This is a genomic window from Klebsiella sp. P1CD1 (assembly GCF_003790505.1).
Classification (GTDB): domain Bacteria; phylum Pseudomonadota; class Gammaproteobacteria; order Enterobacterales; family Enterobacteriaceae; genus Klebsiella; species Klebsiella variicola.
In genome coordinates this window covers 665,209-679,521 of the sequence record NZ_CP033631.1, presented here as the reverse complement: position 1 = coordinate 679,521, position 14,313 = coordinate 665,209, and the positions used below count along the sequence as shown (strand labels likewise).

Sequence of the window (14,313 nt, the reverse complement as noted above, 5' to 3'; positions counted from 1 at the left end):
GCGCATGTCATGAGTTACCTGTTAGCGTTAGATGCCGGGACCGGCAGCATTCGGGCGGTTATTTTCGATCTTAATGGCCGCCAGCTGGCGGTAGGCCAGGCCGAATGGAAACACCTGAGCGTCGATAACGTCCCCGGCTCGATGGAGTTCGACCTTACCACCAACTGGCAGCTGGCCTGCCAGTGTATTCGCCAGGCGCTCAACGCCGCCGGGCTCTCTGCCGCCGATATTCAATCCGTCGCCTGCTGTTCGATGCGCGAAGGGATCGTTCTCTATGACCGCGACGGCGAGGCCATCTGGGCCTGCGCCAACGTCGATGCCCGCGCCAGCCGCGAAGTGGCGGAGCTTAAGGAGATCCACGACTATCGTTTTGAATCCGAGGTATACGAGGTCTCGGGACAAACCCTGGCGCTTAGCGCCATGCCGCGCCTGCTGTGGCTGGCGCACCACCGCCCCGATATCTACCGCAAAGCGGCAACCATCACCATGATCAGCGACTGGCTGGCGGCGAAGCTATCCGGCGAGCTGGCGGTCGACCCGTCAAACGCCGGCACCACCGGCATGCTCGACCTGTTCAGCCGCGACTGGCGTCCGGCGCTGCTGGATATGGCCGGGCTGCGCGCCGATATGCTGTCGCCGGTCAAAGAGACCGGTACCCTGCTGGGCGCCGTCACCGAAGCGGCGGCGCATGAGAGCGGCCTGCGCGCCGGGACGCCGGTAGTGATGGGCGGCGGCGACGTCCAGCTCGGCTGCCTGGGCCTTGGGGTGGTGCGCGCCGGGCAAACTGCGGTACTCGGCGGCACTTTCTGGCAGCAGGTGGTCAACCTGCCGCAGGTGCGCACCGATCCGCAGATGAATATTCGTGTTAATCCTCATGTCATTCCCGGCATGGCGCAGGCGGAATCGATCAGCTTCTTTACCGGCCTGACCATGCGCTGGTTTCGTGACGCCTTCTGCGCTGAAGAAAAACTGATTGCCGAGCGGCTCGGCGTCGATGCCTATTCGCTGCTGGAGGAGATGGCCAGCCGCGTCCCCGCCGGTTCCCACGGCGTGATGCCTATTTTTTCTGACGCCATGCACTTTAAGCAGTGGTACCACGCCGCGCCGTCGTTTATTAACCTCTCCATCGATCCGGAGAAGTGCAACAAAGCGACCCTGTTCCGCGCGCTGGAGGAGAACGCAGCGATTGTCTCCGCCTGCAACCTCGCGCAGATCTCCCAGTTCTCCGGGGTGACATTCGAGAGCCTGGTGTTTGCCGGCGGCGGCTCTAAAGGCGCGCTGTGGAGCCAGATCCTCAGCGACGTCACCGGCCTGCCGGTGCGGGTGCCGGTCGTCCGCGAAGCCACCGCGCTGGGCTGCGCTATCGCCGCCGGAACCGGCGCCGGACTGTATGGCGATATGGCCAGTACAGGAGAACGGTTAGTGAGCTGGCACCGCGAGTTCACCCCAAATCCGCAGCATCGCGAGCTGTATCAGGAGATGATGAGCAAGTGGCAGACGGTGTACGCCGATCAGCTTGGCCTTGTCGATAGCGGGCTGACAACGTCGATGTGGCAAGCGCCGGGTCTGGAGCGCCACCAGCGCGTAGCCCCCTCACCCTAACCCTCTCCCGGTGGGAGAGGGAACCGTTCGGCACAGGCCTTGAATACCGATGCCGATCCGCCTTTCCCCCTCGCCCTTTGGGAGAGGGCCGGGGTGAGGGACAACGAGTTCCGTTCTTTGAATCCCATCACAATCACCGCACTCCCCTTTTCCCTTTTTCTTCGCGACGGCTAAATTAGTAACTCATCCGACCACATAACAATAATTTTACATTGGAAGCCACTATGAGCCGCTATCCGTCGCTTTTCGCCCCGCTTGAGCTGGGCTTCACAACGCTCAAAAACCGCGTGTTGATGGGCTCGATGCACACCGGACTGGAAGAGCTGCCGGACGGCGCGCAGCGGCTGGCGGCCTTTTACGCCGAGCGCGCCCGCCACGGCGTGGCGCTGATCGTCACCGGCGGCATCGCTCCGGCGCCCTCTGGCGTCACCATGGCCGGCGGCGCGGTACTCAACGATGCCAGCCATCTGGCGCACCATCGCCATATTACCGACGCGGTACATCAGGAAGGCGGCAAAATCGCCCTGCAGATCCTGCATACCGGGCGCTACAGCTACCAGCCCGCGCTGGTGGCCCCTTCGGCGCTACAGGCGCCGATTAACCGTTTTACGCCCCATGAACTGAGCCACGATGAGATCCTGACGCTGATCGATGATTTTGCCCACTGCGCCCAATTGGCGCGTGAAGCGGGCTATGACGGCGTCGAAGTGATGGGTTCAGAAGGCTATCTGATTAACGAATTTCTCGCCGCGCGCACCAACCAGCGCGACGACCAATGGGGCGGCGATTATGCCAGGCGCATGCGTTTCGCCATTGAAGTGGTTAAGGCGGTGCGCCAGCGCGCCGGCCACGATTTCATTATCATCTACCGCCTGTCGATGCTCGATCTGGTCAACGACGGCAGCACGCTGGCGGAAGTCACCGAACTGGCCAAAGCGATTGAAGCGGCGGGAGCGACAATTATCAACACCGGGATTGGCTGGCACGAAGCGCGCATTCCGACCATCGCCACGCCGGTACCGCGCGGAGCTTTCAGCTGGGTCACCCGCAAGCTGAAGGGCGCGGTGTCGATCCCGTTGATCACCACCAACCGCATCAACGATCCGCAGGTCGCGGAGGATATTCTCGCTCGCGGCGATGCCGATATGGTATCGATGGCCCGCCCGTTCCTCGCCGACGCCGAATTTATGTCGAAAGCGCAGCGCGATCGCGCCGGGGAGATCAATACCTGCATCGGTTGCAACCAGGCGTGTCTCGATCGGATCTTCGTCGGCAAAGTCACCTCCTGTCTGGTCAACCCGCGCGCCTGTCATGAAACCCTGATGCCGGTCCTGCCGGCCAACGCGCCTAAACGGCTGGCGGTGGTCGGCGCCGGGCCTGCCGGTCTGGCCTTCGCCGTTAACGCCGCCGCTCGCGGTCATCACGTCACGTTGTTCGATGCGCTCCCGGAGATCGGCGGCCAGTTTAATATCGCCAAACAGATCCCCGGCAAAGAGGAGTTTCACGAGACGCTGCGTTACTACCGCACCATGCTCGATCTTCATGGTGTCGATCTACGCCTGAACACCCGCGTCACGGCAGACGATCTGCTGGCGTTCGATGAGACGATCCTCGCCACCGGTATCGCCCCGCGCCTGCCGGCGATCGACGGGATCGATCATCCCAAGGTGCTGAGCTACCTGGATGTCTTGCGTGATAAAGCGCCGGTTGGCGCGAAGGTGGCGATTATCGGCTGCGGCGGCATCGGCTTCGACACCGCGATGTTTTTAAGCCAGTCGGGCATGGCCACCAGCCAGGATATCGGCGAGTTCTGCCGCGAATGGGGTATCGATACCAGCCTGCAAACGGCGGGAGGGCTGCATCCTGAAGGCCCGCAACTGAGTAAAAGCCCGCGACAGATTGTGATGCTACAGCGCAAAGCCAGCAAACCGGGCGAAGGGCTCGGCAAAACCACCGGTTGGATCCACCGCGCGACGCTGCTGGCGCGCGGCGTGAAAATGATCCCGGCGGTCAGTTATGAAAAGATCGATGATGAAGGGTTACATGTCACTATCGGCGGCGAGCGCCAACTGTTGGCGGTCGATCAGGTGGTGATCTGCGCCGGTCAGGAACCGCGCCGCGAGCTGGCGGAACCGCTGCGCGCGGCAGGGAAAACGGTGCATCTCATCGGCGGTTGCGACGTGGCGGCGGAGCTGGATGCGCGCCGGGCGATTGCCCAGGGCACTAAACTGGCGCTGGCGATTTAGCCCTGTCCCGGGGGCGGCGCGATGCGCCTTCCCCGGGCTACCACGATCATCCCGGACGGTAGCCCGGCTAAGGCGACAGTCGGTAGCCCGGCTAAGGCGACAGCCGCAAGCCGGGGGGAAACAACAAAAGGAATCAGCGCTGCTTACGCACCTTGGTTGCTTTCAAAATGACAAACTTATTGTTCGTCGCAATCGTCGTGCAATTACCAAAAGCGCGCTTCAGCTTACGGAAGTAATCGAGGTGGCGGTTGCCGACGACGTACAGCTCGCCGCCATATTTCAGGCTGCGGCGGGCATCGTTAAACATCTGCCAGGCAATATGGTCGGTAATCGCGTGCTGCTGATGGAACGGCGGATTACACAGAATCGCCGTAAAGCGGTCAGGCTCAATGCCGGAGAGCGAGTTGTTGACCATAAATTCACAGCGTGCGATATCGTCCGGCAGGTTGCGCTCGACGTTCAACCGGCTGGAAGCCACCGCCATATGCGACTCATCGGTGAACATCACGCTGGCGTTTGGGTTTTGCGCCAGCGCCTGCAGGCCAATCACCCCATTGCCGCAGCCGAGATCGGCGATCTCGCCTTCTAGATCAGACGGTAAATGCTGCAGGAAGAAACGCGCGCCGATATCCAGTCCGCTACGGGCAAAAACGTTGGCGTGGTTATGGATGGTCCACGGCGTGCCGTCCAGCTTCCAGCTGTAGGTTTGCGGCGCATCGGCAAGCTTGGGGGCGGTGAAAACGCAGTGGATCAGACGCGCTTTTTTCCACGCCAGCGAGGTGGTGGTGGTGCCGAGGATTTTTTCAAACAGCGCCAGCGTCGAGTTGTGCACATCACGGGCTTTCGCCGCGGCGATAATGCGGGTTTCCGGCGTGACCACTTCGCGCAGGGCGCGCAGCTGCTGTTCCAGTAGCGCCAGCTGTTTTGGCACCTTAATCAGCACCAGCGCCGGCGCAGCCGGTAGCGGGCTCAGGCTATCCTGAAAGCGCACGCTCTCTTCATCGATACCGTTCATCCGCAGGTTGTGGCGGGTCGCCAGCTCGGAAATAAAGGAGTCGTTGATGCTGACCGGGTTGCGCGCCGCCAGCGCGCAGGCGAGCGCGCCGAAGCCGTCGTTGAAGATGAGCGTCAGGCCGTCGACGTCATTCACCTGTTGCAGCAGATATTCATCCGCCGCTTCCCATGCCTGTAGCGCTTCTTCTTCAGCGTTAGGTGGGAACCGCTCTAATGTGAATAACTCACCGTTTAACTCTGCCTGGCTCATCGCCTCTCCGCCTCCGGAATACTAAAACCCGCGAGTTTATACGCAAACTTCGCCCAGTTGAATAGAGATCGGTCGATTATCTCCCGCTTTCCTGCGCCATATGCGACAGACGTTTATCATCCAGACTGTAGCGATTCATTATCACTATCAACAGCGCCACCAGCACACCCGGGAAGAGAGTGAACAACAATTTAATCATCTGCAGCGCTGAAGCCGATTGCTGCGCGGCGCCGCCGACGTAGTCCCCCCACGCCAGCAGATAACCCACCAGCGCGCCGCCGATGGCAATCCCTAATTTGATTGCAAACAGGTTGGTTGAGAAGACAATTCCGCTGAGCTTCTTGCCGCTGCGCTTTTCTTCCGCATCAATGATATCTGAGAGCATGCTCCACTGTAGCGGTGTTGCCGCCAGCTGAATGATATTGATGATTATCACCAACGTGAAGATGGCGGCGACGTTGCCCGCCGGGACGAAATACATCGCGATTAACAGCACCGCCTCCAGCGCCATTGACAGCTTGAAGCCCTTCACTTTATCGATGTTCTTAAATATGAACGGCGACAGCATGGCTCCCACCACTCCGGAAGCCAGCGTGGTGGTCAGCAACAAGCTGCCAAGATCCGCGCGCCCCATAATGTTATTGACGTAGTAGAGCGTGGTACCGCCTTTGAACAGCACGGCGATCAGGTTCACCACGTTCAGCGTAAATAAAATGCGCCAGTCTTTGTTCGCCAGCAGGGTTTTCAGGTCATCAAGGATGCTGCTCTGATTATTGGCCGTAATGTCTGTAGAGTAGCGCTCTTTAGTCAGGCCAAAACAGATAAAGAACAGCACGATGCTCAAGGCGCCCATCACCATCATGGTGTAGAAATACCCGTTTTGCAGATTGCCTTTCCCCAGCCAGGCTACCAACGGTAGCGCAGTCAGCGACACAATCAGGCCGCCTAAGGTACTTAGCGCAAACCGCCACGACTGCAGCGATACTCGCTCGCGGGAGTCATTGGAAATATTATTAATCATCGCGCAGTACGGGACGTTAATAGCGGTATACACTAACGATAATAAAGTATAAGAAACATAGGCATAAATTAACTTGCCGCTATAGCCTAAATCCGGGGTATAAAACGTTAAGCAGCACAATACGCCAAACGGAATGGCAAACCATAAAATATAGGGCCGGAATTGACCATATTTAGTGCGGGTTCTATCAGCCACCGCCCCCATTAATACATCGGTCACCGCATCTAATACTCTGACGGCTAAAAACATGGTTCCCATATGCGCGGGGCTTAAACCAAATACGTCAGTATAAAACCAGGCCATGAACAACATCACTGTTTGCCATACTAAATTACAACCGGTGTCGCCTAAGCCATAGCTGAATTTTTCTTTGATACTAATACGGGCAGTATTCATCGCGCCTCCGCAATAAGAGCACTGGTAGATTTGATATGCATACGTTATTGCTAAGGGCAATCCGGTTATGTATAAATTATCCTGTTAAATATAAGAAGAGTGTACCCGATGAGTGACGAATCTCCCGTTTTCGAAAAGATCCCCGTTGGCGCAGGTGAACTCTTTACGCTGCGAGCAGATAACATAAATGATTTCAATGGGATAAATGTAGTTCCACATTTCCATATGATGGACGAACTGATGTGGTTCAGAGAATCAGGGGGAAGCTATTCCATTGGCGACGAAAAATTTACCATTAAAAACAACACGCTGGTATATGTCCCTGCCCTACTCATTCATGAAATGACGCTACCGCCCGCTGCCAGCCACAAGCGTTATCTTATGCAATTCGAAAAAGAGTGGCTGGAAGGATATGATCTGTCGCTACCTGCGGCCCACTGCGGCGCGGTAGTTTATCTTTCCGGCGAGGAGGCTGAGCGCCTTGAGCTGCTGCTGAGCTGGTGCAGTGAGTTCAGCGACTTCTCCGATTCGCTGTTCCGTTCCCTGATGCAAAGCATACTACTGCATGCTTTTAATCGCCTTAAAGATTCCGTTCCTGTTACCGAACGAACCCATCATCGCTACCTGAGCGAACTTATCGAACTACTACAAGTCATTAATGCCAATGAAAATTTTGAAATGACAACAGAGGAAGCCGCCCGACGCTGTCAGTGGTCAAAATCCTGGTTTTCCCGCACCTTTAAATCCGCCTTTGGCATCAGCTTTAAGAAATTCATGCTGCTGCGCAAACTCAATATCGCTGTCAATCTGCTGACAAACACCGACCTGAAGATCAGCGATATCTCGCAAAGTGCCGGCTTCACTGACAGCGCCTACTTCTGCCTCAAGTTTAAAGAGATGATGAACGATACTCCGCAATCTTTCCGCCACAAAATCAGAAGTACCGATGCCGTAGGCAGTCGGGCGGAGAAATAAATCGTTTTTTGTGAGCAGCATCACCAGATAAGTGGACGTTTATTATATAAATAGAAACAGTCTATATATCTCCTGAGTCATCCTCCACTTAAAATTATTGCTATATTTTGAGCATTAAGGATAAATACGATGATTCAGAATCCTGTCTTTAGAGGTTTTAATCCTGACCCCTGTATATGCCGCCGCGGCGATGATTATTATGTGGCGGTATCATCATTTGAATGGTTTCCCGGACTACCGGTTTATCATTCAAGGGATCTTAAACATTGGCAATTGCTCACCCATGTGCTTACCGATGATAATAACCCAGACTTAAAAAAACTGCCTTCTGCCAAAGGTATTTGGGCCCCAAGCCTGACCTGGTGCGAAGAAGAAAAGCTGTTTTATGTCATTTATGGCGTTATGAATTCAATGAACTCCCGTTATTTTGACGTTGATAATTATCTTATTACCGCCGAGGAGATCACTGGCCCGTGGAGCGCCCCCGTTTATCTCCATTCTGCTGGATTCGATGCCTCAATTTTGCACGACCACGATGGCAGAAAATGGATCGTCTCACTGGAGTGGGAAACTCGCGAAGGCTATGAAAAACCGGGAGCGATCTGCCTGGTGGAATATTCGCCGCAGACGCACAGCGTCATCGGCTACCCGCAGCGCATCTGGCACGGCGGTACCGACCGCGGCTGCATTGAAGCGCCGCATCTGACGAGACGCGGCGACTATTACTACCTGATGGTCGCCGAAGGCGGCACCGGTTACGGGCATTCTGTCACCATGGCCCGCGCCACCGAGGTCGCTGGCCCCTATCAAGGCGATCCGCTCAATCCAATCGTCACATCCTGGCCAGAGAATTTTAACGAACGCAAAGATACAGGCCATCTCAAGCCCCACTATTTCAATCCGGAAACCTACCTGCAAAAGGCCGGGCACGGTAGCTATGTCGAGACCCCAACGGGTGAAGTCTGGCTAACCCACCTTTGCAGTCGTCCGTTTCGCCAGGAGCTACGCTGCCCGCTGGGTCGCGAAACGGCGATCCAAAGGATGGAATGGAGCGAGGATGGCTGGCTGCGCCTGGCCGCTGGGGGTCATCTCGCACAGCATCAGGTAGAAGGATCCCGTCTGCCGCCGCACCCGTTTCCACCAAAAGCGGACCTTGATGATTTTGATGAGCCAAGGGTGGATAACGCGTTTTATGCGCCGAGGATCCATTTCCAGCGTTTTACCTGCCTGACGCGTAAAGCAGGCTATCTTGCTCTACGCGGTCAGGAGTCGCTGAGCTCGCTCAATAAAGTCAGTCTGCTGGCGAAAAAGCTGGCCTCGGTATACGCCAACATCAGTACGAAGATGGATTTTAACCCGGAGATTTATCAGCACAGCGCTGGACTGGTGCTCTATTACGACAACATGAACTATCTGTTTTTACATAAAACCTGGGATGAAACCTCTGGCGCGGCGCAACTGGCTATTATCTACATGGATAACGGTGAGCGTCACGACGATCCACAGAAAATTCGCCTTGCCGAGGGAGAAATCTATCTCGCGATTGCTATTAATGGCCGAGAGGTACAGTGTTCATGGTCTGTCGACGGTGAGCACTATCACCCCATCGGAGCGGTCTACGACACATCGCATTTCTCCGATGAATACAGCCGCTACGGCGAGTTTACCGGGGCGTTTGTCGGCATGGCCTGCGTGGATAGTATGCTGCATCGCAAAGAGGCGCTGTTTGATTTCTTCTGCTACCGGGCGGATGAAGACGCGATAATCGAGTAACGATGCCTTTCTGGCATCCTGTCCGCACAGGGTGCTAGAATCCCCGGCTGTTGTCGCTTAATTACGCAAACGGGCTACATGAGCACATTACCTTATCTCCATGGCTATCCTGAATCGCTGCTGTCGCAGGTGACGACCTTAATCGAGCAAGACCGCCTCGGCGAGGTGCTGCAAAAGCGTTATCCGCAGGGGCATGACGTTAACAGCGATAAAGCGCTGTATCAGTACACCCAGGATATGAAGGCCCGCTTTCTGCGCGGAGCGGCGCCGATCAACAAAGTGATGTACGACAGTAAAATCCACGTGCTGAACAATGCGCTCGGCCTGCATACCGCGATTTCCCGCGTTCAGGGCGGTAAGCTGAAAGCCAAAGCGGAAATTCGCGTGGCGACGGTGTTTCGCGACGCGCCGGAGGCCTTTCTGCGGATGATCGTGGTCCATGAACTGGCGCATTTGAAAGAGAAAGATCACAACAAAGCCTTTTATCAACTGTGCTGCCATATGGAGCCACAGTACCATCAACTGGAATTCGATACCCGCCTGTGGCTGACGCACCTTTCGTTAAATCGTTCTGCGTAGTGACGCACTGGTTTTGTCATGATGGCATGATAGAGTGACGACAGGTTCCCTTTAATGGAGTTCGTCAACGTTTATGATACGTTTCGCAGTTGTTGGCACAAACTGGATCACCAAGCAGTTTGTCGATGCCGCCCATGAAACCGGCAAATATAAACTTACCGCCATCTACTCCCGCAGCCTCGAACAGGCGCAAGCCTTCGCCAATGACTATCCGGTCGAGCATCTGTTTACCTCGCTCGATGAGCTGGCACAGAGCCCTGACGTTGACGCGGTCTATATTGCCAGCCCGAACTCGCTGCACTTCCCGCAGACCCGGCTGTTCCTGAGCCACAAAAAGCACGTCATTTGCGAAAAGCCGCTGGCATCGAACCTGCAGGAAGTCGAGGCGGCGATAGCGCTGGCGAAAGAAAATAACGTTGTGCTGTTTGAAGCCTTTAAAACCGCCAGCCTGCCTAACTTTCTGCTACTCAAAGAGACGCTTCCTAAAGCGGGCAAACTGCGCAAAGCCTTCATCAACTACTGTCAGTACTCCTCGCGCTATCAGCGCTACCTTGACGGCGAAAACCCCAACACCTTTAACCCGGCGTTCTCTAACGGTTCGATTATGGATATCGGCTTCTATTGCCTGGCGTCCGCTGTGGCGTTATGGGGCGAACCGCGGGCCGTTCTTGCCACCGCCAGCCTGCTGGACAGCGGCGTAGACGCCCAGGGCACCGTGGTGCTGAGCTATGGCGACTTCGACGTGACGCTGCATCACTCCAAAGTTAGCGATTCCGCGATCCCCAGTGAAATCCAGGGCGAAGACGGCACATTAGTGATCGAAAAAATCTCCGAATGCCAGAAGCTGGCGTTTGTGCCGCGCGGCGGCAAAGCCCAGGACCTGACGCAGCCCCAGCACATTAATACTATGCTGTATGAGGCGGAGACCTTTGCGCGCCTGGTGGAGACACAGGATGTCAATCACCCGGGTCTGACCGTGAGCCGTATTACGGCAAAACTGTCGAGCGAAATTCGTCGCCAGACCGGAGTGATCTTCCCGGCCGATACGCAGCCGCTGGCGTAAAAGAGTGTAAAGGCCGGACCGGCCGCCATTGACGAAAACCGCCCTGTGACATATTTTGTTACGTGCAAAGGGGAGTAACTTCCTTGCCGGTTGATCGTCATTACGATGCGTGCAATACCGCATCCGGTCGCCGGGCAATAACCAAAGCCCATCGCGATGTACTTTGGTTGTTGTAAGTGAGACCTTGCCGGAAGGCGAGGTCTATGCATAAAAGCGCAGCGGCTGCCGTCTTCCGACGTCAGCCGTTTTGTTTTTATGTAAGGAATATCAAATGAATACTGTCGGCACGCCGTTGCTATGGGGTGGATTCGCTGTCGTCGTCGCGATCATGTTGGCAATCGACCTGCTGCTTCAGGGACGACGCGGTTCGCATAGCATGACCATGAAGCAGGCCGCGGGCTGGTCAATCCTTTGGGTCACGCTTTCTCTGCTGTTCAACGCCGCCTTCTGGTGGTATCTGGTACAAACCCAGGGCCGGGCCGTCGCTGACCCGCAGGCCTTAGCCTTCCTCACCGGTTATCTGATTGAGAAAGCGCTGGCGGTCGATAACGTCTTCGTCTGGTTGATGCTGTTCAGCTATTTCGCCGTACCGCCTGCTCTGCAGCGCCGGGTACTGGTGTATGGCGTGCTGGGCGCGATTGTTCTGCGTACCATCATGATCTTCGCCGGCAGCTGGCTGATTTCCCAGTTTGACTGGCTGCTGTACGTCTTCGGCGCCTTCCTGCTTTTTACCGGCGTGAAGATGGCGCTGGCGAAAGAAGATGACTCCGGCATCGGCGATAAACCACTGGTGCGCTGGATCCGCAGCCATCTGCGAATGACGGATAAAATCGAGAGCGAGCGCTTCTTCACCCGTAAAAACGGGGTGCTGTTCGCCACGCCGCTGCTGCTGGTGCTGATCCTGGTGGAACTGAGCGATGTGATTTTCGCCGTCGACAGTATCCCGGCGATCTTCGCGGTCACCACCGATCCGTTTATCGTCCTGACCTCAAACCTGTTCGCGATCCTCGGCCTGCGCGCCATGTACTTCCTGCTGGCGGGGGTCGCCGAGCGCTTCTCGATGCTCAAATACGGTCTGTCGGTGATCCTGGTGTTTATTGGCGTGAAGATGCTGATCGTCGACTTCTACCATATCCCGGTCGCCATCTCGCTGGGCGTGGTGGGAGGCATCCTGACCGTCACGCTGCTGATTAACGCCTGGGTCAACAAGCAACACGACAAGCAGCGCAAACTGCCTGAGTAATCTGCACAACGCGCCGTCGGCCATCGCCGACGGCAATCTCTGCTCATGTCACAGTTATGTTACTGCATAGTTAAAAAACAAGATCCAGATTAAAATCACAGCATTTTACGCTTCCAGCCCGCCATTCTTTCCGTATACTCGACTATGCAAACATCTACTTACATCCTGACATAAACGTAACAAATAATACGTGGCTGGGATGGCTTGCTACATCACTGGAAGGAATGAATTATGACCACACGCACTCCCCCATCGGGGTGGATCTCACGCCTGGCGCAAGGCAGCCTGGTGAAACAAATTTTAATCGGTCTGGTGCTTGGCGTGCTGCTGGCGCTGGTCTCTAAGCCAACGGCCATTGCCGTCGGTCTGCTGGGGACCCTGTTCGTCGGCGCGTTAAAGGCGGTGGCGCCGGTGCTGGTATTGATGCTGGTGATGGCCTCCATCGCTAACCATCAGCACGGACAAAAAACCAGTATTCGCCCCATTCTGTTTCTCTATCTGCTGGGCACCTTCAGCGCGGCGCTGACCGCGGTGTTGTTTAGTTTTGTCTTTCCGTCGACTCTGCATTTAACCACCGCCGCCGACAGCATCACGCCGCCGTCGGGGATTGTCGAAGTGCTGCGCGGCCTGCTGATGAGCATGGTATCTAACCCGATCGACGCCCTGCTGAACGCCAACTATATCGGCATTCTGGTGTGGGCGGTGGGGCTGGGCTTCGCCCTGCGTCACGGTAACGACACCACCAAAAACCTGATCAACGATGTCTCCCATGCGGTGACCTTCATCGTCAAAGTGGTGATCCGTTTTGCACCGCTGGGGATCTTCGGTCTGGTCTCTTCCACCCTGGCGACCACCGGTTTCGAGACCCTGTGGGGCTACGCCCAGCTACTGCTGGTGCTGGTCGGCTGTATGCTGCTGGTAGCGCTGGTGATTAACCCGCTGCTGGTGTTCTGGAAAATCCGCCGTAACCCCTATCCGCTGGTGCTGACCTGCCTGCGCGAAAGCGGCGTCTACGCGTTCTTCACCCGCAGCTCCGCCGCCAATATTCCGGTGAATATGGCGCTGTGTGAAAAGCTGAATCTGGATCGCGATACCTATTCGGTCTCCATTCCACTGGGGGCGACCATCAATATGGCGGGCGCGGCGATCACGATCACCGTGCTGACGCTGGCGGCGGTGCATACGCTGAATATTCCGGTGGATCTGCCGACGGCGCTGCTGCTGAGCGTGGTCGCTTCACTGTGCGCCTGCGGCGCCTCCGGCGTGGCGGGCGGTTCGCTGCTGCTGATCCCGCTGGCCTGTAATATGTTTGGGATCCCGAACGATGTGGCGATGCAGGTGGTTGCCGTCGGCTTTATTATCGGCGTGCTGCAGGATTCCTGCGAAACGGCGCTGAACTCCTCCACCGACGCCCTGTTTACCGCCGCGGCCTGCATAGCAGAAGATGACCAGCTGGCGAAAAACGCCCTGCGCAGCTAATGCCTTTCCCCTCCGCTATCGGGCGGAGGGGCTCTCTTCCTGGACTGCGTTTTCAACCTTAAACGGATCGATACCGCGCTTTTGCATCCGGCGGAAGCGAATGATATTCAGCCCGTTGACGATCAGAAAACTGCCTTCAATCAGCGTCCCACCAATCGAACCCAACCACAGATTATGCGTGACCCAGCAGGCGGTGGAGCACCACATCACGCAGCGGACGGTCAGCCCTTTGCAACGAAACAGCGCCCAGGTGCTGGCGACGGTGCCAATGATCGGCAGCAGCTCCATGGCATGCTGCAGTTTGCCCAAGCCGAGGATCAGCGTCAGGAGGATAAAGACGGTCATCACCCACAGGCTACGGGTGCGTAAGGAAATGACCGTACGTAGCGCATTGAGCCCGGCGCTCATTCCGGCCGACCCGGCGCCCATCAGGAAAAAATGGACGCCGATAATAGCGCTATAGACCGCCAGCTGTAGCCTGAAACGGCGTTCATCGCGGTTGATAAAGGTGGTAATGCCGATAAGAAAGGCGATGACGCCGACCCCCTGGGCCAGCCAATACGCGGTCATGAAAGCTCCCTGACTGAAAAAAACAAACGGCGCTTCACTGGCTGAAACGCCGCTGTTACGAGCCCGATGGCGTTACGCTATCAGGCCGATACACGTTCTACG

The 14,313-nt window shown here is 56.5% G+C and carries 11 protein-coding genes; 8 read left to right on the top strand and 3 right to left on the bottom strand.

Annotated elements, in window-relative coordinates:
- The first annotated feature begins 9 nt into the window (after positions 1–9).
- Together lsrK and DTA24_RS03390 are read left to right on the top strand one after the other, a co-directional pair.
- Positions 10–1,602 carry an autoinducer-2 kinase gene (gene lsrK / locus DTA24_RS03395; protein WP_109956262.1) on the top strand — a complete coding sequence of 531 codons (1,593 nt, stop codon included), beginning with the start codon at positions 10–12 and terminating at the stop codon, positions 1,600–1,602.
- Between the two features lie 224 nt (positions 1,603–1,826).
- On the top strand, positions 1,827–3,848 hold the full coding sequence (locus DTA24_RS03390) for an NADPH-dependent 2,4-dienoyl-CoA reductase (RefSeq protein ID WP_012967194.1): 2,022 nt from the start codon (positions 1,827–1,829) through the stop codon (positions 3,846–3,848).
- 133 nt (positions 3,849–3,981) lie between these two features.
- On the opposite strand, the gene rlmG is transcribed toward DTA24_RS03390, so the two are convergent.
- Positions 3,982–5,112, bottom strand: a complete 1,131-nt coding sequence (rlmG, locus tag DTA24_RS03385; protein WP_012967193.1) for a 23S rRNA (guanine(1835)-N(2))-methyltransferase RlmG — start codon at positions 5,110–5,112, stop codon at positions 3,982–3,984.
- 76 nt (positions 5,113–5,188) lie between these two features.
- Positions 5,189–6,529 carry an MFS transporter gene (locus DTA24_RS03380; protein WP_008806572.1) on the bottom strand — a complete coding sequence of 447 codons (1,341 nt, stop codon included), beginning with the start codon at positions 6,527–6,529 and terminating at the stop codon, positions 5,189–5,191.
- A 108-nt stretch (positions 6,530–6,637) separates the two neighbouring features.
- On the opposite strand from DTA24_RS03380, the gene DTA24_RS03375 reads away from it, so the two are divergent.
- The 6 genes from DTA24_RS03375 to sstT all read left to right on the top strand — a co-directional run bounded on the left by DTA24_RS03375 (position 6,638) and on the right by sstT (position 13,641).
- Positions 6,638–7,504 (top strand): helix-turn-helix domain-containing protein, encoded by an 867-nt coding sequence (locus DTA24_RS03375; RefSeq protein WP_008806573.1) that lies wholly within the window; start codon positions 6,638–6,640, stop codon positions 7,502–7,504.
- A 129-nt stretch (positions 7,505–7,633) separates the two neighbouring features.
- A complete protein-coding gene (locus DTA24_RS03370; protein WP_123836551.1) occupies positions 7,634–9,277 on the top strand; it encodes a glycoside hydrolase family 43 protein in 1,644 nt (547 codons plus the stop codon).
- Positions 9,278–9,355: 78 nt separating this feature from the next.
- On the top strand, positions 9,356–9,856 hold the full coding sequence (locus tag DTA24_RS03365; RefSeq protein ID WP_100751453.1) for a M48 family metallopeptidase: 501 nt from the start codon (positions 9,356–9,358) through the stop codon (positions 9,854–9,856).
- Positions 9,857–9,929: 73 nt separating this feature from the next.
- Positions 9,930–10,919 carry a Gfo/Idh/MocA family protein gene (locus DTA24_RS03360; RefSeq protein WP_012967191.1) on the top strand — a complete coding sequence of 330 codons (990 nt, stop codon included), beginning with the start codon at positions 9,930–9,932 and terminating at the stop codon, positions 10,917–10,919.
- A gap of 271 nt (positions 10,920–11,190) precedes the next feature.
- Positions 11,191–12,162 (top strand): TerC family protein, encoded by a 972-nt coding sequence (locus DTA24_RS03355; protein WP_004188496.1) that lies wholly within the window; start codon positions 11,191–11,193, stop codon positions 12,160–12,162.
- A gap of 231 nt (positions 12,163–12,393) precedes the next feature.
- The gene (sstT, locus tag DTA24_RS03350) at positions 12,394–13,641 is read left to right on the top strand and encodes a serine/threonine transporter SstT (protein WP_008806578.1); all 1,248 of its coding nucleotides are present in this window, start codon (positions 12,394–12,396) and stop codon (positions 13,639–13,641) included.
- Between the two features lie 15 nt (positions 13,642–13,656).
- On the opposite strand, the gene DTA24_RS03345 is transcribed toward sstT, so the two are convergent.
- Entirely contained in the window at positions 13,657–14,211 is a 555-nt protein-coding gene (locus tag DTA24_RS03345; RefSeq protein ID WP_008806579.1) for a YgjV family protein, read from the bottom strand.
- Positions 14,212–14,313 lie beyond the last annotated feature (102 nt).

Coding starts and splice junctions, on each gene's coding strand:
- DTA24_RS03380 (WP_008806572.1), bottom strand. CDS start 6,529: ATGAATACTGCCCGTATTAGTATCAAAGAAAAATTCAGCTATGGCTTA.
- DTA24_RS03360 (WP_012967191.1), top strand. CDS start 9,930: ATGATACGTTTCGCAGTTGTTGGCACAAACTGGATCACCAAGCAGTTT.
- rlmG (WP_012967193.1), bottom strand. CDS start 5,112: ATGAGCCAGGCAGAGTTAAACGGTGAGTTATTCACATTAGAGCGGTTC.
- DTA24_RS03345 (WP_008806579.1), bottom strand. CDS start 14,211: ATGACCGCGTATTGGCTGGCCCAGGGGGTCGGCGTCATCGCCTTTCTT.
- DTA24_RS03365 (WP_100751453.1), top strand. CDS start 9,356: ATGAGCACATTACCTTATCTCCATGGCTATCCTGAATCGCTGCTGTCG.
- lsrK (WP_109956262.1), top strand. CDS start 10: ATGAGTTACCTGTTAGCGTTAGATGCCGGGACCGGCAGCATTCGGGCG.
- DTA24_RS03355 (WP_004188496.1), top strand. CDS start 11,191: ATGAATACTGTCGGCACGCCGTTGCTATGGGGTGGATTCGCTGTCGTC.
- DTA24_RS03370 (WP_123836551.1), top strand. CDS start 7,634: ATGATTCAGAATCCTGTCTTTAGAGGTTTTAATCCTGACCCCTGTATA.
- DTA24_RS03390 (WP_012967194.1), top strand. CDS start 1,827: ATGAGCCGCTATCCGTCGCTTTTCGCCCCGCTTGAGCTGGGCTTCACA.
- DTA24_RS03375 (WP_008806573.1), top strand. CDS start 6,638: ATGAGTGACGAATCTCCCGTTTTCGAAAAGATCCCCGTTGGCGCAGGT.
- sstT (WP_008806578.1), top strand. CDS start 12,394: ATGACCACACGCACTCCCCCATCGGGGTGGATCTCACGCCTGGCGCAA.